Source organism: Actinomadura sp. 7K507, from assembly GCF_004348425.1.
GTDB lineage: Bacteria > Actinomycetota > Actinomycetes > Streptosporangiales > Streptosporangiaceae > Spirillospora.
In genome coordinates this window covers 1-17092 of the sequence record NZ_SMKK01000213.1, presented here as the reverse complement: position 1 = coordinate 17092, position 17092 = coordinate 1, and the positions used below count along the sequence as shown (strand labels likewise).

General features: G+C 72.3%; 14 protein-coding genes. 10 read left to right on the top strand and 4 right to left on the bottom strand.

All coding sequences use genetic code 11. The annotated features are described in order from the left end of the window. The first annotated feature begins 52 nt into the window (after window positions 1–52). The 7 genes from E1285_RS34845 to E1285_RS34815 all read left to right on the top strand — a co-directional run bounded on the left by E1285_RS34845 (window position 53) and on the right by E1285_RS34815 (window position 11048). Complete coding sequence (locus E1285_RS34845) at window positions 53–2095, top strand: ATP-binding protein (RefSeq protein ID WP_347814114.1); 2043 nt, start codon at window positions 53–55, stop codon at window positions 2093–2095. Between the two features lie 51 nt (window positions 2096–2146). Further along, window positions 2147–3505: an FAD-dependent monooxygenase gene (locus tag E1285_RS34840; RefSeq protein ID WP_132158842.1), complete on the top strand. Its 1359-nt coding sequence runs from the start codon at window positions 2147–2149 to the stop codon at window positions 3503–3505. 58 nt (window positions 3506–3563) lie between these two features. After that, a complete protein-coding gene (locus E1285_RS34835) occupies window positions 3564–3932 on the top strand; it encodes a DUF3054 domain-containing protein (protein ID WP_132158841.1) in 369 nt (122 codons plus the stop codon). A gap of 132 nt (window positions 3933–4064) precedes the next feature. Next, complete coding sequence (locus tag E1285_RS34830) at window positions 4065–5714, top strand: AMP-binding protein (RefSeq protein WP_132158840.1); 1650 nt, start codon at window positions 4065–4067, stop codon at window positions 5712–5714. A gap of 99 nt (window positions 5715–5813) precedes the next feature. Beyond that, on the top strand, window positions 5814–8759 hold the full coding sequence (locus tag E1285_RS34825; protein ID WP_132158839.1) for an AMP-binding protein: 2946 nt from the start codon (window positions 5814–5816) through the stop codon (window positions 8757–8759). 107 nt (window positions 8760–8866) lie between these two features. Continuing rightward, complete coding sequence (locus E1285_RS34820; RefSeq protein WP_132158838.1) at window positions 8867–10225, top strand: cytochrome P450; 1359 nt, start codon at window positions 8867–8869, stop codon at window positions 10223–10225. Window positions 10226–10241: 16 nt separating this feature from the next. Next, complete coding sequence (locus tag E1285_RS34815) at window positions 10242–11048, top strand: SDR family oxidoreductase (RefSeq protein ID WP_132158837.1); 807 nt, start codon at window positions 10242–10244, stop codon at window positions 11046–11048. Window positions 11049–11076: 28 nt separating this feature from the next. Here the strand turns inward: E1285_RS34815 and E1285_RS34810 are convergent, their stop codons facing one another. Then, window positions 11077–11937 (bottom strand): oxygenase MpaB family protein, encoded by an 861-nt coding sequence (locus E1285_RS34810; protein WP_132158836.1) that lies wholly within the window; start codon window positions 11935–11937, stop codon window positions 11077–11079. A gap of 104 nt (window positions 11938–12041) precedes the next feature. Here E1285_RS34810 and E1285_RS34805 point away from each other — a divergent pair, with 104 nt between their 5' ends. Both E1285_RS34805 and E1285_RS34800 read left to right on the top strand, forming a co-directional pair. Further along, window positions 12042–12665 (top strand): TetR/AcrR family transcriptional regulator, encoded by a 624-nt coding sequence (locus E1285_RS34805; protein ID WP_243723260.1) that lies wholly within the window; start codon window positions 12042–12044, stop codon window positions 12663–12665. A gap of 98 nt (window positions 12666–12763) precedes the next feature. After that, window positions 12764–14239, top strand: a complete 1476-nt coding sequence (locus E1285_RS34800) for a carboxylesterase family protein (RefSeq protein ID WP_132158835.1) — start codon at window positions 12764–12766, stop codon at window positions 14237–14239. A gap of 1 nt (window position 14240) precedes the next feature. Here the strand turns inward: E1285_RS34800 and E1285_RS34795 are convergent, their stop codons facing one another. Both E1285_RS34795 and hisN read right to left on the bottom strand, forming a co-directional pair. After that, window positions 14241–14432 (bottom strand): hypothetical protein, encoded by a 192-nt coding sequence (locus E1285_RS34795; RefSeq protein ID WP_132158834.1) that lies wholly within the window; start codon window positions 14430–14432, stop codon window positions 14241–14243. A gap of 186 nt (window positions 14433–14618) precedes the next feature. Then, complete coding sequence (hisN, locus tag E1285_RS34790; protein ID WP_132158833.1) at window positions 14619–15422, bottom strand: histidinol-phosphatase; 804 nt, start codon at window positions 15420–15422, stop codon at window positions 14619–14621. Window positions 15423–15557: 135 nt separating this feature from the next. On the opposite strand from hisN, the gene E1285_RS45925 reads away from it, so the two are divergent. Further along, the gene (locus E1285_RS45925) at window positions 15558–16409 is read left to right on the top strand and encodes a hypothetical protein (protein ID WP_165966882.1); all 852 of its coding nucleotides are present in this window, start codon (window positions 15558–15560) and stop codon (window positions 16407–16409) included. Between the two features lie 37 nt (window positions 16410–16446). On the opposite strand, the gene E1285_RS45920 is transcribed toward E1285_RS45925, so the two are convergent. Then, window positions 16447–17092 (bottom strand): hypothetical protein (locus E1285_RS45920; RefSeq protein WP_207947033.1); only part of this gene is annotated, 646 nt, incomplete at its 5' end.

Sequence of the window (17092 nt, the reverse complement as noted above, 5' to 3'; positions counted from 1 at the left end):
GGGGTGGGGCGTTTACCTTGGTGGTGGGTGACAGCGGCTCTTGGAGGTTTTGGTGGCCTCGGGCGGGACTGTGGGGGATCGGCTGCGGCTTGCGCGGCGGCGGCGGTTCGTGGGGCGTGCTGGGGAGATCGAGCTGTTTCGCGGGGCGCTCGCGGACGGGGACTTCGCCGTGTTGTTCCTGCATGGGCCGGGTGGGGTCGGCAAGAGTGCGCTGCTGGCGGAGATGGCGGACGCGGCGCGGGAGGGCGGGGTCGCGCCCGTGCTCGTGGACGCGCGGTCGGTCACGCCCGAGGCCGGGGCCTTCCTGCGGGCCGTGGAGCCGCCCCGGTCCGGGCGGTATGTGGTGCTGATCGACACCTATGAGGTGCTCGGGGCGCTGGACGACTGGGTTCGGGAGACCTTCGTCCCGGGGCTGCCCGATGACACGATCGTCGTCATCGCGGGGCGGGACGCGCCGTCGGCGCGGTGGGTCGCCGACGCGGGGTGGCATGAGCTGCTGAGAGTCGTTTCGCTGCGTAATCTCAGCCCGGCGGACACTCGGGCGTATTTGAGGGTCGAAGGGGTTCCCGGGGAGTTGCACGAGCGTGTGCTGGAACTGGCGCACGGGCATCCGCTGACGCTTTCGCTGCTCGTCGACATGATCCGGCGGCGGGAGGACGTGCCGGGGGCGCTGAGCGCCGCGCCCGACGTCGTGCGGGCCCTGCTTGCGCGGCTGGTCGATCAGGTGCCTGGTCCCCGGCATCTGGAGGCGCTCCAGATATGTGCGCACGCCCGGTTCACGACCGAGGAGCTTCTGCGGGCCATGCTGGGGGACGACGCTGGGGCGTTGTTCGGGTGGCTGCGGGGGCTGTCGTTCATGGAGGAGCGCGAGTTCGGGCTGTTTCCACACGATGTGGTGCGGGACATCCTGGACGCTGACCTGCGGTGGCGTGATCCGGATGGGTACGCGGGCCTGCATCGGGGGTTACGTGGCCATTTTGTGGAGCGGGCCCGGAAGTCGGCGGATGATGAGCGGGTCCGGCACCACGACCTTCTCGACATCATGTTCCTCAGTCGTGACCACCCCATCGTCAAGGCGTACTGGCAGCTGACCGGGCTCGGGCAGTTGTCCGCGACGGGGTTGGGGACCGGGGACGAGGCCGTCGTCCTCGCCATGACCCGCAAACTGCAAGGGGAGGAGCAGGCGGCTCTCGCCGCGCACTGGATGGAGCGGCAGCCGGGTGGTTTCGGCATCTTCCGTGACGGGGCGGGGGAGCCGTGCGGGTACGCGGCCTACCTGGCGGTGCACGAGGCCGGCGAAGATGATCTGGAGATCGATCCGGCCATGCGGGCGATGTGGAGGCACGTGCTGCGGCATGGGCCGCCGCGGCCCGGGGAGAGCGTCATGGCCTGGCGGTTCTTCGTGGACACCGAGCCGGACGCGCGGCCGTCCCGGTCGGAGACCATGATCCGGCTCTGGCACGGGCAGGAGGCGATCACCCGGACCGGGCAGGCATGGGATCTCGTCACCGTCCCGTCGGAGCGGGAGTACTGGGATCCGCTGCTGTCCTTCTTCGACTTCCATCATGCGGCCGATGCCGGGTACCGGATCGGCGGCCGTCCTTACGAGGTGTACGCGCACGACTGGCGGGTCCTCGGCGTCGAGGAATGGCTCGCGCTCACCGCCGAACGGGAACTCGGCGCCCCCGTCACGCCCGCGAGCCCGCCCGAGCTCGTGCTGTCGCAGCCGGAGTTCGCGGGGGCGGTGCGCGATGCTCTGCGGGACCTGCATCGGGCCGACCGGCTCGCCGGGAACCCGCTGCTGCGGTCGCGGCTCGTCCGGGCGGCGGACGACCCCGCGGGCGAGCTGCGCAGGCTCGTCGGGGTCGCGGCGGAGACGCTCCGGGACGATCCGCGCGAAGAATCGCTCTACCGGGTCGCCGACCGCACCTTCCTGCGTCCGGCCCCTACGCAGGAGCGGGCCGCGGAGATGCTCGGGCTGCCGTTCAGCACCTACCGGCGGCATCGCAACCGTGCCGTGGAGCGGATCGGGGCGTGGCTGTGGGAACGGGAGCTCTACGGCCACCGATCGGACAGCCAGTGGCCTGGTAGGTGAACAGCGGGCCGTCGCATCGTCGCCTCATCGACCGACAACGGGAGGCACGAGATGCGAAGCATCGGAGAGCACGCGGTGGTCCTCGGCGCCGGGATGGCGGGGCTGCTCGCGGCGCGGGCCCTGGCCGGGGCGTACGAGCGGGTCACGATCGTCGAGCGGGACGAGGTGGGTGCCGGGCGGGCGCGCAAGGGCGTTCCGCAGGGCAGGCACGCGCACATCCTGTTGCCGCGCGGGCAGCGGATCCTGGAGGAGCTCTTCCCGGGGGTTGAGCGGGAGCTGATCGGTGGGGGTGCGGTCGTCGCCGACCCTGGAGTCGATCACCGGTTCACTCTGGGAGGGCACGCGCTCGTGCGGCGGCCCGGGGCGGAACGCGCGGTTCAGGCCAGCCGGCCGTTCCTGGAGCAGGTCGTCCGGGGGCGGGTGGCGGCGCTGCCGGGTGTGCGGTTCGCCGACGGGCGCGACGTCGTCGGGCTGCTCACCGACGGGCCGGGCCGGATCACCGGCGTCGAGGTCATGCCCAGGCACCTCGGCGGCGCCGCCGAGGAGATCCGCGCCGACCTCGTCGTCGACGCGATGGGGCGCGCCGGGCGGACCCGGTACTGGCTGGAGCGGCTCGGCCACGGGCCCGTGCCGCAGGAGGAGATCAGGCTCGGGGTCGGGTACGCCACCCGCCCGATCCGGCTGCCGCTGGACGCGCGCGTCGGCAAGGCCGTCGTCGTCGGCCCGCGCCCCGGGCAGCCGAAGGGGATGGCGATGGTCGCCGTCGAGGGCGACCGGTACCTGCTGACCGTCGCGGGCCTGGACGCGGCGAACCGGCCGCCCACCGACGAGGACGGCTTCCGCTCGTACGTGCGGGACCTCGCGCCCCCCGACGTGTTCGAGGCGATCGACGCGGCCGAGCCGCTGGACGGGGTCGCCGCCCACCGGTACTCCTCCGACCTGCGCAACCGCTACGAGCGGATGAAGGGCCTCCCCGAGGGGCTGCTCGTGACCGGCGACGCGCTGTGCAGCTTCAACCCCGTCTACGCGCAGGGCATGACGGTGGCGTGCCTGGAGGCCGAGGTGCTGCGCGACTGCCTCGACGAGGGCCGGCGCGGGCTGACCAGGCGGTACTTCCGCGCCGCGGCGAAGGCGCTGAACGTCCCGTGGCGGATGGCGGTCGCGGCGGACCTCGCCATGCCGGAGGTCGAGGGACACCGCGGCCCGGCGATCCGCGTCATGAACGCCTACGTGGACCGCGTCCAGGCGGCCGCCGCCCGCGACACCGGCATCGCCGAGCGGTTCTTCCGCGTCATCGGCCTTGTCGACCCACCCCCCGCACTGATGCGCCCTTCGATCGTGGCCCGCGCTCTTTTGCCCGCGGGACGGTCTCCGCGTTCTGTTCTGCGTGAGGAGCACGTCGGGGTGTGATGGCTCGTGTGCACCCGCCACCGTCCTTGAGTGGTGGCGGGTGCATAGGCTGGGGGCTATGCGCGGTGGTGTGGCGGGGTTGGTCGACGTGTGCTGTGTGCTCGTGTTCGTCGCGATCGGGCGTGCCACGCATGAGGACGCCGCGAGCCTTACGGGTTACCTCGCGACGGTCTGGCCGTTTCTCGTCGCGCTTGGTGTGGGGTGGGGAGTGTCCCGGGCCTGGCGGGGCGCGGAGGTGCTCTGGCCCGTGGGCGTCGTCGTGTGGGCGACCACTGTTGCCGGTGGGATGGCGTTGCGGGCCCTGTCGGGGGACGGTACCGCGGTCGCGTTTGTGATCGTGGCCACTCTCTTTCTGGCACTGACGCTGCTCGGATGGCGTCTCGTCACACGTTTCGCACGGGTCCGGGCGGTGTCCCGGCAGGGGTGAGCGGCCTTGTCGGACGTCTCCAAATGACCGCCTGGTCTCTTTGCCGTCCGGCCCTGTTGACGTAGACGTGCCCTCCTGATGAAGTTACCGACGAGTCACGTTGGTGGCCGAGGGCATGTCGAAAGGGACACGATGGCATCTGCGCTGCGCGACTGGCTGGACAAGCCGAACAGCGGACGCGGCGTTCACTTGGCGGCCGACGACGGCGGCTGGGAGTTCCGGGACTACGGCGAGCTGGCCTCCGCCGCGCGGCGCACCGCCGGGGCGCTGATCGAGGAGGGCGTCCGGCCGGGCGACGTGGTCTGCATGATCCTGCCGACCGACTTCACCTGCATCGAGACCTACTACGCGGTCTGGGCGGCGGGCGCGACCGTCTGCCTGATCACGCCGCCGCTGTTCCAGGACGGGGACGACTACGTCGCGCATGTGGCGGCGATCCTGAAGCAGGCCTCGCCCGCGCTGGTCGTCGCGTCCAAGGACCTGTCGGAGTACGCGGGACGGGCCATGGACGAGGCGGGGATGAGCGGCCGGCCGTGGAACCCCCGGCAGGCCGTGGACGAGGCGGAGGTGCAGCCGGCCGGGGAGCTGGCGCTGCTGCAGTTCACCTCCGGGTCCAGCGGCGCACCGCGCGGCGTCATGGTCACCTGGGACAACCTGGAGGCCAACAGCGACCTGATCGCGCGGTCGGCCGGGTACGAGGACGGGGACGTGGTGGCCACATGGCTGCCGCTGTACCACGACATGGGCCTCATCGGGACCTTCATCACGCCGATCGCGCGGCAGGGGATGCTGCGGCTGATGCGGCCCGACCACTTCATCCGCGACCCCGCGCGGTGGATCAGGTGCTTCGCCGAGGCCGCGCACACGGCCGCGCCGCCGTTCGCGTACTCGTACTGCGCGCGGCGGGTCAAGCCAGAGCAGCTGGAGGGTCTCGACCTGTCGGGGTGGAAGATGGCGCTGATCGGCGCCGAACCCATCGACCCGCACGCGCTGGAGGTGTTCGCCCAGCTCGTAGAGCCGTTCGGGTTCTCCCGGACGATGTACAAGCCCGCCTACGGCATGGCGGAGACGACGCTGCTGGTCACCATGGACAGCGAGCCGCGCGCCCCGCTCGCCATCCGGCCCGACCCCGAGTCGCTGTCGTTCGGGGAGACCGTCCGGATCCTGGACGAGCACACGCTCGGGCCGGAGTCGCTCGGCGCGAAGGCCGGGTGGGTCGTCGGGTGCGGCACCCCCGAGGACTCCGTGCCCGTCACCATCGTGGACGACGACGGGAACGACCTGGGGGAGGGGCTTCTAGGCGAGATCGTCGTCGGGGGCGCGTCGGCGTGCCCGGGGTACTACGCGGGCGCGGAGGCCAAGTCGACGCGGTTCATCGACGGCCGGGTCTACACCGGGGACGCGGGGTTCTTCCATCGGGGCCAGCTGTTCGTGCTCGGCCGGATGGGCGACAGCATCAAGGTCCGCGGGCGGTCGGTGTACGTCGAGGACCTCGAAGCGAAGATCGCCGAGGTGAGCAGGCTCGGGAAGGGGCGCATCGCGGCCGTCGCCGTGCCGGACGCGGGACGCAAGGGCCTCGCGCTGTTCGCCGAGACGCAGGAGGAGTCGTGGGCGGGCGCCGTCCGCGAGATGCTGCGCCGCAGGCTCGGGGACGACGTGGAGCTGACCATCGTCGTCGGCACCGGGCTGATCCACCGCACGTCGAGCGGCAAGCCGCGCCGCCGCTACATGTGGGAGCGCCTGAAGTCCGGCCGGATGGACGGGGCGCGCGTCATCACCTGAGCCATGAGTGATCTTCGCATTGCTAAGGCCGGTGATAACACGACACCATGGCGTTGACGCTGTGGAAGGTCGACGATGCCGGCTGTTGCCAAAACGCTTATGCGCCTGGGGTCACGCCTGGGCTCCACCGCCCAGAACGCCCTCGAGGTCGCCCGGTTCGGCGGGTTCGACACCGACGAGGACGCGTCCCCGTGCGAGGTGGTGACCGAGCAGCGGGTGTACCGGCTCCGGCGCTACTTCCCGGAGTCGGCCGGCGGGCCGGCGGTGCTGCTCGTCCCGCCGCTGATGATCACCGCGGAGGTGTACGACATCTCCTCGCGGGTCAGCGCGGTCGGGGTGCTGCACGATCTCGGCGTCGACCCGTGGGTGGTGGACTTCGGCGCCCCCGAGCGGGAGCCGGGCGGACTGGAGCGGACGGTCAGCGACCACGTCCTCGCCGTCAGCGACGCCGTCGACCGGATCCGGGAGGCCACCGGGCGGGACGTGCACCTCGCGGGGTACTCGCAGGGCGGCATGTTCGTCTACCAGGCCGCCGCGTACCGGCGCAGCGAGGGCATCGAGTCGGTGGTGACGTTCGGGAGCCCGGCCGACACCAGCGTCGGCCTGCCGTTCGGGCTGCCGGGCTGGCTCGCGTCCGAGGGGGTGGAGCGGATCCCCGACGCGCTGCTCGGCGGGTTCGCCGTGCCCGGCTGGGTGACGCGGCTCGGGTTCCAGGTGCTCAGCCCCGTCAAGTCGGTGCGGTCGCGGGTCGACTTCATCCTCCAGCTGCACGACCGGGAACGGCTCGCGCCGCGCGAGCGGCAGCGGCGGTTCCTGGAGCGCGAGGGCTGGGTGTCGTGGCCCGGACCGGCGCTGGCGGAGTTCATCCGCCAGTTCATCCAGCACAACCGGATGCTGACCGGCGGCTTCGTCATCGGCGACCGGCTCGTCACGCTCGCCGACATCACCTGCCCGGTGCTCACCTTCGTCGGCGAGGTCGACGAGATCGCGGCGCCGCCGATGGTCCGCGGGATCAGGCGGGCCGCGCCGCGCGCCCAGGTGTACGAGGCGTCCCTGCGCGCCGGGCACTTCGGGCTCGTCGTCGGGAGCCTCGCGATCGGGCGGACGTGGCCGGCCGTCGCCGGGTGGGCGAAGTGGCGCGCCGGTGAAGGGGAACTGCCGGACATCGTGGCGCCCGTCGCCGGGGACGAGGAGGCCGCCCCGGCCGACCTGCCCGGCGGGACCGCCGGATACGGGCTGCAGCTCGCGATGGGCGCCGGCGCCGGCGCCGCCCGCTCCGCGCTCCGCACCGCGTCGCGGGCGGTGCACGGGACCAGGCAGCTCACCGGCGAGGCCGCGCAGAACCTGCCGCGGCTGGCCCGGCTGGAACGCATCCAGTCCGACACCCGCATGTCCATGGGGCTGCTGCTGGACGAGCAGGCCCGGCGCAGGCCAGGCGAGGTGTTCTTCCTCTACCAGGGGCGCGGCCACACCCACGACGCCGCCAGGCGCCGCGTCGACGCGGTCGTCCGCGGGCTGATCCACATCGGGGTCCGGCGCGGCGACGCGGTCGGCGTGCTGATGGGCACGAGGCCGACCGCGCTGGCGCTCGTCGCGGCGCTCAGCCGGCTCGGCGCCGTCGCGGTCCTGCTGCGCCCCGACGGCGACCCGGCCGCGGAGGCGCGGCTGAGCGGCGTGACCCGGGTGATCGCCGACCCCGAGCACGCCGAGCGGGCCGCGAAGCTGGAGGGCGTCGACGGCCACCTGCTCGGCGGGGCGGGACGCGGCCGGCGCGGCCCGCTGCCGGACCCGCCGTTGAAGGACATGGAGACCATCGACCCGGACGGCGTCGAGCTCCCCGGCTGGTACCGGCCGAACCCGGGTCGGGCGGGCGACCTCGCGTTCGTCGTCTTCACCGGCGAGGGGGAGCGGCTGCGGGCCAGCCGCGTCACCAACCGGCGCTGGGCCCTGTCGGCGTTCGGGACGGCGTCGTCGGCCGCCCTGTCGCCGTCCGACACCGTGTACAGCATCACCCCGATCCAGCACCCGTCCGCGCTGCTGATGAGCCTCGGCGGCGCCGTCGCGGGCGGCGCCCGGCTCGCCCTCGCGGGCGGCTACGACCCCGAGACGTTCTGGGACGAGGCGCGCCGCTACGGCGTGACCGTCGCGTCCTACACGTGGATGTCGCTGCGCGATCTGGTCAACGCCCCGCGCGACCCGGCCGAGCGGCACCACGCCGTCCGGCTGTTCATCGGCTCCGGCATGCCGCGCGGCCTGTGGCGGCGGGTCGAGGACCGGTTCGCCCCCGCCCGCGTCCTGGAGTTCTACGCCTCCACCGAGGGCGAGTCGGTGCTGGTCAACCTGAGCGGCAAGAAGCCCGGGTCGCTGGGACGGCCGCTGCCGGGCAGCGCCGGGGTCCGGCTCGCCCGGTACGACCTGGAGAGCGGGCGCCTGGAGACGGGCCCGGACGGGTTCGCCGTCGAGTGCGAGCCCGGCGAGATCGGCATGCTGCTGGCCCGGGTGCGGCTGGCCGCCATCGGCGCGGCTGCCCGTCCCGTCCGGGGCGTCTTCGCCCCCGAGGACGCCTGGACGATCACCGGGGACCTGTTCCGCTGGGACGCGGACGGCGACTTCTGGCCGGTCGGGCGGGAGGCCGAGCTGATCCGCACGGCCGAGGGCATCGTCCCGCCGGGCCCGGTCCGCGACGCGCTCGGCGACCTTCCCGTCATCGACACCGTCGCCGTCTACGGCATCCCCGTGGGAGAGACGGAGGTGGCCGCCGCCGCGGTGAGCCTGCGCGACGTGGCGGAGCTGAAGCCCCTGGACCTGTCCGAGGCGCTGCTCCGGGTGGAGCCGGGGCTCAGGCCCGCGCTCGTCCGGGTCGTCGACGAGGTGCCCGTCACGGCGGGCCGGCGGCTGCGGACGGCGCCGCTGCGGGACGAGGGCGTCCCGCCGGCCGGGGACGGCCGTACGTACTACCGGGACAAGGCGGGCGCCTACCGGCCGCTGACGGCCGCCGCCCGGCGGCGGCTCTTCCCGGCCGCGGCCGGCCGCGAGGCGTACTGACCACGGAGTCACAAGTCACGGCTGATAAGCCTGGACTTACGAGCGCCCGCTACGTTAGAACAAAGGGACATATTCCGGCCTTTTGTTGCACCTGTTCGGGAGGGGTCATGACGAGCGTCCTCGCGCCGCCGCCGCAGGGCAGCGGCCTGAAACCGGTACCCGGCGTGCCCGGCATCCCGTACATCGGCAGCACCCTCGCCGTGATGCGCGACCCGATCGGAATGGCCCGCAAACGGTACGACCAGTACGGCCCCGTCGCCTGGGGATGGCTGCTCGGCCAGCGGACCGTCACCGTCCAGGGCCCCGAGGCCGCCCAGGTCGTCCTCGTCAACCGCGACAAGGCGTTCGCGAACGGCCCGGCGTGGAGCATCTTCATCGGGCCGTTCTTCAACCGCGGCATCATGCTCCTCGACTTCGAGGAGCACCTGCACCACCGCCGCATCATGCAGGAGGCGTTCACCCGTCCCCAGCTGCAGTCCTACATGGACGCGATGGCGCCCGGCATCATCAAGGGCATCGAGGCATGGGAGCCCGGCCAGGACTTCAAGGTGTACGACCACCTCAAGAAGCTCACGCTCGACCTCGCCGTGGACGTCTTCATGGGCATCGAGCTGGACGACGCCGAGCGCGCGCGGGTCAACGGCGCCTTCATCGACGCCGTCCGGGCGGGGACGGCCTACGTCCGCTTCCCCGTCCCCGGACTGCGCTGGCATCGCGGCCTCCAGGCGCGCAAGGTGCTGGAGGAGTTCTTCTACCGGCACCTGCCCGCCAAGCGCCGCGACGGCGGCGACGACCTCTTCGCCGCCCTGTGCCAGGCGGAGACCGACGACGGCGAGCGGTTCACCGACGAGGACGTCGTCAACCACATGATCTTCGTGCTGATGGCGGCGCACGACACCACCACCATCACGCTGACCTCGATGGCGTACTACCTGGCCAAGTACCCCGAATGGCAGGAACGGCTGCGCGAGGAGTCGCTGGACCTCGGCAAGGCCCAGCCCGGCTACGAGGACCTCGACTACTTCACCGGCATCGACATGGTGATGAAGGAGTCGCTGCGGATGGTCGCCCCCGTCCCGGCGCTGCCGCGCAGGGTCGTCAAGGACACCTCCATCCTCGGCTTCCACGTGCCGGAGGGCTCCCTCGTCGTGGTGCCGATGCTCAGCAACCACCACATGGCCGAATGGTGGCCCGACCCGGACCGGTTCGACCCGGGCCGGTTCTCCGCCGAGCGCCGCGAGGACAAGGTCCACAAGTACGCGTGGTCGCCGTTCGGCGGCGGCGCCCACAAGTGCATCGGCCTGTACTTCGCCGGGATGCAGGTCAAGACGATCCTGCACCAGGTGCTGCAGCGGTACCGCTGGAGCGTGCCCGCCCGGTACGAATGGCCCCTGGACACCACGTCCCTGCCCTCACCGAAGGACGGCCTGCCCGTCCGCCTCGACCGCCTGGAGCAGAGCCGATGAGCCCGGAGGAGGGCCCATGAGCAAGGTCATCGCGATCACCGGCGCCGCACGCGGCATCGGCCTCGCCACCGCCCGCGCCCTCCAAGCCAAGGGCGCCACCGTCGTCATCGGCGACATCGACGAGACCGCCGTCAAGGAGGCCGCGGGCTCGCTCGGCGTCACCGGCCTCACCGTGGACGTGACGTCCCGCGAGTCGTTCACCGCGTTCCTGGACGCCGCCGAGGAGTCCGCCGGGCGCCTCGACGTGGTGATCAACAACGCCGGGATCATGCCGATCGGCCCCGTCACCGGCGAGACCGACGCCGACGCTCGCCGCTGCATCGACATCAACGTCCACGGCGTGATGCTCGGCACCAAGCTCGCCCTCGACCGGATGCTGCCGCGCGGCGCCGGGCACGTCGTCAACATCGCGTCGGTCGCCGGGGTCATGTTCACCCCCGGCCTCGCCCTGTACAACGCCAGCAAGGCCGCCGTCCTCGCGTTCACCGAGGCGGCCAGGCTGGAGGTCCAGGACCGGGGCGTGCACGTCAGCGCCCTCCTGCCGACGTTCACCAACACCGACCTGGTCGCGGGGACGAGCAGCCCGAAGGGGCAGAAGAACTGCGAGCCCGAGGACATCGCGGCCGCCGTCGTCGAGCTGATCGGCAGGCCGCGCCCGCAGGTCGTCGTCCCGAAGAAGCTCGGCAGGCAGCTCAGGCTGAGCGCGCTGTTCTCCGACCGGGCCAAGCAGGCGGTCTCGCGCCGGCTCGGGCTCGACAAGATCTTCCTGGAGTACGACCCGGACGCCCGCAAGGCCTACGACAGCCGCATCCGCTCGGGTTGACGGCCTTATCCGCTCGGGCTCCCGGCCGTCAGGCGCGCCGGGTCCTGCGGGCCTTGCGGAAGGCGCGGCGGGCCTCGGGGACGTAGCGGACGGCCTCGGGCAGCAGCGGCCACGCGCGGTTCGCGGCCCGGACGGTCGCCGCGAACCGCCGGTGGCGGCGCTCGTCGGCGGCGCTCCACGGCAGGTCGAGCAGCTCGCGCATCCGCGGGTGCAGCCCGCCGACCGTGATGAAGCGGGCGACCGCGTTCAGCGGCGGCGACACCGCGCGCCACACCGGCGCGGGGACCTTCGGCGGCGCGGGCAGCCCCTTGGTGACGTAGCCGACGCCGTACCGGGCGGTCTTGTGCGGGACGATCTCCTCGTCCAGCATCCGCTTCCAGTACGCCTGGAACGCCTCCCAGTCCTCGGGCATGGCCCGGTCGCTGACCCCGTACATCCGGAACCAGACCTTGGACTCGTCGTAGATCCGGCGCTTCTCCGCGTCGCCGAGCGGCCTGATGAACGTCTCGATGCAGTACAGCATGTGGTCGAGGAAGGTGGCGTGCGCCCAGTAGTAGGTCTCGGGATCGAGCGCGTGGTAGCGGGAGCCGTCCGGCATCGTCCCCTTGATCTCGCGGTGGTAGTCGCGGACCTCGTGCCCCGTCTCGACGGACCGGTCCGCGCCGTACACCGTGTTCAGGATCGGGCCGGTGGACCGCTTCAACCGCGCGAACGTCTCGGAGAAGAACACCGAGTGGTCGAGGACGCCCTGGCCGAGTGCCGGGAGCATGTTCTGCAGCACCGCCGCCCGGGGGCCGACCAGGAGCATCCGGCTGTCGCCGAAGTAGCGCCAGGTCAGCGAGCCCGGTCCGAGGGGCGCCGGGGTCTGCGTCTCGGCCTGGTCCGTCATGTTCACCGCCGTTGGTCGGAGACAGAACTACAGAACGACGATTATTGTAACTGTGTAGCATCCGGAGTGGCGAGCCGGGTGCCCGAGCCGGTTAGGGTGCCGATATGACCATGCACGCGACCACCGTCGAAGGGCTGCTGGCCCGGCTGGCCGCACCGGAGCAGGGTGCCGACGACCTCGACACCCGCATCCTGGACGCCGCGCTCACGGAGTTCGAGACCTACGGGCTGCGCAGAGTCAGCGTCGAGGACGTCGCCAAGCGTGCCGGCGTCGCGCGTACCACCATCTACCGGCGCTTCAGCAACAAGGAGCAGCTGCTCCAGGCCGTGATCCTGCGGGAGTGCCGCCGGTTCCTCACCGCGATCGCGCAGGCCACCGAAGACCTCGCGTCCCCCGGCGACGCCATCGTGGAGGGGTTCGTGGTCGGGCTGCAGAGCGCACGCACGCACCCGCTGATGACGCGCGTCCTGGAGAGCGAGCCCGAGGCGTTCCTGCCGCAGCTCAGCATGAACGGCGGAGCGGTCATGCTCGCCGCCCGCGACATCCTCGCCGACCGGCTGCGCCGCGCCCGCCCCGATGACCCGGAGGACCACAACACCGTGGCGGAGGTGCTGCTGCGGCTCGCGATCTCGCTGCTGCTCGTCCCCGGCGGCGGGCTCGCGCTGGACGACGAGGACGCGATCCGCGCCTTCGCCCGCGACTACCTCACCCGCATGCTCCGCCCGTAGCACCGCCCGGCCGCATTCCGCCGGGCCGTATTCCGCCGGGCCGCGTTCGTCCCGTACCCTCCTTCTGTCGAACTTGGTTCTAGAACCGGAGGCGGGGCATGGAGGAGGCGGTCGTCAAGACGTCCTACGGGAAGGTCCGCGGCAGCACGCGGGACGGCGTCACCGCCTTCCTCGGCATCCCGTACGCCGCGCCCCCGTTCGGGCCGAACCGCTTCCAGGCGCCCCGGCCGCCGGAGCCGTGGGACGGCGTCCGCGACGCCGTCGAATACGGGCCGACCGCGCCCAAGCCCGGCTACCCCAAGCCGTACGACTCGATGCTGCCCGACCCGGACATCCCGGGAGAGGACTGCCTCAACCTGAACGTCTGGACGCCGGAGCCCGGCGGTTCCGGGCTTCCGGTCATGGTGTGGATCCACGGCGGCGCGTTCCGCAACGGGTCGGGGGCCGTGCCGATCTACAACGGCCGCAACTTCGCCCGCGACGGCGTCGTCTGCGTGACGATCAACTACCGGCTCGGCGTCGAGGGCTTCGCCAACCTCCCCGGCGCGCCGCTCAACCGCGGCCTGCGGGACCAGATCGCGGCGCTGGAGTGGGTGCGCGGCAACATCGCGGGGTTCGGCGGCGACCCGGACCGCGTCACGGTCTTCGGCGAATCCGCCGGCGGGATGAGCGTCAGCACCCTGCTCTCCCTCGACCTCGGGCTCTTCGGCCGCGCGATCGCGCAGAGCGGCGCCGGCGGCATCGCCCAGGACCCGGACGACGCGATGCTCGTCACCAGGGAGATGGCGGCCCGGCTCGGCGTGGAGCCGACCGCCGAGGCGTTCGCGGCGCTCGCCCCGGCCGCGATCATGCCCGTCCAGTCGGCCGTCGCCGCGGAGGTCGCGGCACTGCCCGACCCCGGCCGCTGGGGCGCCACCACCGCCGCGGGCGGCATGTCGCTGACCCCGGTCCTGGACGGCGACCTGCTGGCCAGGCGACCCGAGGACGCCATCGCGGACGGCGCCGGACGGGACGTGGACCTGCTCATCGGCTACACGTCCGAGGAGTTCCGGTTCTTCCTGATGCCCACCGGCCTCGCCGATGACCTCACCGAAGAACTCGTCGGCGCCGTCACCACGGCGATGGGCGTCCCGCCCGGCCTGCCCGCCGCCTACCGCGGTCACCACCCGGACATGACCCCCGGCGAGCTGATGGCCACGATCATCACCGACCACATGTTCCGCATCCCGGCGAACCGGGCCGCCGCCGGACACGTCGCGTCCGGCGGCGCCGGCGGGACGTGGATGTACGAGTTCGGGTGGCGGTCGCCCGTGGGTGACCTGGGTGCCTGCCACGCGCTGGAGCTGGGCTTCGTCTTCGACAACCTGACGAAGGAGGCCGAGGGGCTGGCCGGGCCGAACCCGCCGCAGGCCCTCGCCGACCGCATGCACCGCGCCTGGACGGACTTCGCCGCGCACGGCGACCCGGGCTGGGAGCGGTTCGATCCGTCCGCCCGCGCGGTCAAGTTCTTCGACGGTCCCGCCGACGAGGTCGTGAAGGACCCCTCCGGCGGCGACCGCGAACTCTGGGACTAGGTCAGCTGCCGAGGCGCTTGCGGCCCTGGGCGCGCACGCGCTTGCGCTGGGACGGGTCGAGCATCAGGTACCCGACGAGCGGCGCCCCGATGACGCCGAGGATGATCAGCGTGGTCAGCCACCACGGGAAGATGATCAGGGTCAGCAGGCCGACGACGACGCCGCCGATCACGAACTTTGTCTGGGTCGACATCCGGTACCTCCGTCTACGGGCCGCGTTTACGGGCCGCCCATTCTGTACAACGGCCGCGCCGGGGCCGCTGTTCCACGATATGTCGCGAGTCGGCCCGATGGCCACACTGATCTGTCCTCGCAGGTAGAACGTTCCGCCCCCGGGACCGGCTGCGCGGCTCGGATCCGCGGGGTCGGATCCGCCGGTTCAGATCCGCAGGGAGAGCTGGCCGCCGCCCAGGGTCCGCAGGACCTCTGCGTGCAGCCTGCCGTTGGTGCACACGACGCTGCCGCCGTCCGGGCCGGGCACGCCGGACAGGTCGGTGAACATCCCGCCGGCCTCCTCCACGATGACCTGGAGCGCGGCGAGATCCCACAGCGACACCTCCGGCTCGGCCGACACGTCGACCGCCCCCTCGGCGACCATCATGTGCGACCAGAAGTCGCCGAACGCCCGCGTCCGCCACACCGAGCGGGTCAGGTCGAGGAACCGGTCGAGCCGCCCCTGCTCCTCCCACCCGCTGAGGCTGGAGTACGACAGCGACGCGTCCGACAGGTCCGCCACCGACGACACGTTCATCCGGGTGGCGCGGGTCAGGCTGCGTCCCGTCCAGGCGCCGCCGCCCCGCGCGCCCCACCAGCGCCGGTTCAGCGCGGGCGCCGACACGACCCCGACGACGATCTCGTCGTTCTCCATCAGCGCGATGAGCGTCGCCCACACCGGGACGCCCCGCACGAAGTTCTTCGTCGCGTCGATCGGGTCGATGATCCAGCAGCGGTTCCCGTACCCGCTCTTGCCGTACTCCTCGCCGAGCACCGCGTCCCGCGGGCGAGCCCGCTTCAGCGTGCCGCGGATCTGCTCCTCGACGCTGCGGTCGGCGTCGCTGACCGGCGTCAGGTCCGGCTTGGTCTCGATGGCGAGATCGAGCGCGCGGAAACGCCTGGTCGTGATGTCGTCGGCCCCGTCCGCCAGCACATGCGCGAGACGAAGGTCATCGGAATAGCCCGCCACGGCGAGCCACGCTACCCTGATCACGGGTTGTCCAGACACACTTACCCGGGCCGAACCGGCTTTTCGGTCGTCCGCTCGGGGCGCGCCGGGCGATGTGGGCCATCCGGCGGGTGCGGTGGTGGGAGCATGGGGCCCATGGCGCACGACCTTCCCGAATGGGTGGCCGAGCTGACCGACCCGCGCCGGGCGGAGACGCTCGACGGGCTCGCCGACCGCCTCGTACCGCTGGCCGAGCACGCCATCGACGTGTCCCGTCGATTGCAGGCGCAGCTCAACGAACTCAACGACCCGTTCAAGCGTGAGGCCCTCTACGGGCGGGTGGAACGGCTGAAGGCCCGGGCGGGGGAGGCGCTGGACGAGATCACTGCGGAGATCGCCGCCTCCGGCGAGGAGCGCATCGAGCGCGTCTGGGCGGACTGGGCCGACAAGACCGGTCCCGGCGAGCGCGGTGAGCGCGAGCGCGAGCTGCGTCGCATGCTGGACCGCGACATCGTCCCGGCGCTGTCCGAACGGCAGCGGGACGTCGCCGAGCAGGTCGCCGAGCGCTCCTCCGGCGCGCTGGAGGAGGCGACGCAGACGCTGCTGACCCGGGTGGAGGAGCTGGCCAAGGCCGTCACCGACCTGATCCACGACGTCCTGCCGCTGGCCCGCGAGGGGCTGACGCTGGCCAGCCGCATCTCGGCCCTGTCGGGTCAGGCGCGGCGCGCGGGCCGCGGCCCGGTCCCGGACGAGCTGAAGGACGCCGGAGCCGAGACGACCCGGGCGTTCGACGAGGCGGTCGCGCGGCTGGAGCTGGAGTGGGCCGCGCTCGGCGCCCGCTCCGCCACCGTGCGGGCGGCGCTGCGCGGGGCGGAGGAGAGCGCGTTCAGCCGCGTCACCGAGGAGATGACCCGCTGCGTGGAGGAACTCGCCCCCGAGCACGTCAAGGCCCTCAACGAGGCCGAGGCCAGGGCCCGCACCCTCTTCGAGGAGTCGGCGCAAGGCTAGGACGGGTCGCGGAGTGTCTTGAGGAACACGAGCGGGGTCAGGACGGGCTTCGCAGCGTTCTCAGCAGGGTTTCGAAGTGGGGGACGCTCTCGTCCCAGTGCTCCTGGTCGCTGACCAGGGACGCCTGGTAGACGGCGTCGTCGAACTCGAAGGCCCGCACCCGCATCCGGCCCGAGATGCCGTTCTTGGCGAAGGTGAACTGCAGTTCGGCCGCCTCGCCGCCGCGATAGGGGATGCCGCGCTTGAGGCTCTCCTGCTCGTAGCCGGGGTAGTCCGGGTCGTCCGGGAGCTCGGCGGCCCTGTCCGCGAGAGCATCCGCGGGACTCCGCGCGGCGGTGGAGGAGACGCGCCTGATGTTCACCCCGCGATGGACCCCCTCGCGCTGGTCCATGAACGTCATATCGTCCCCGTCCGCTTGCTCCCAGCCCTTGGGGACCGCAACCACGAACGCCGATCCCCGGTAGAGGCGGTATCCGTCGGGGACGTCGACGTTCGGCGGCGCGGGGGAGGTCCTGTCAGCGCCGGTCCGCGACTTGCCGCCGTCCCCGAGGGTGGTGAACACGACGACCGTGGCGACGGCGACGACCAGCGCCGCCGTGAAGATCCCGGCCGGGATGATCAGCGGCCAGGGCGGGCGCCGCCGTCGCGCGGCGGGGACGGGCGACACGACGGTCGGCGGGGCC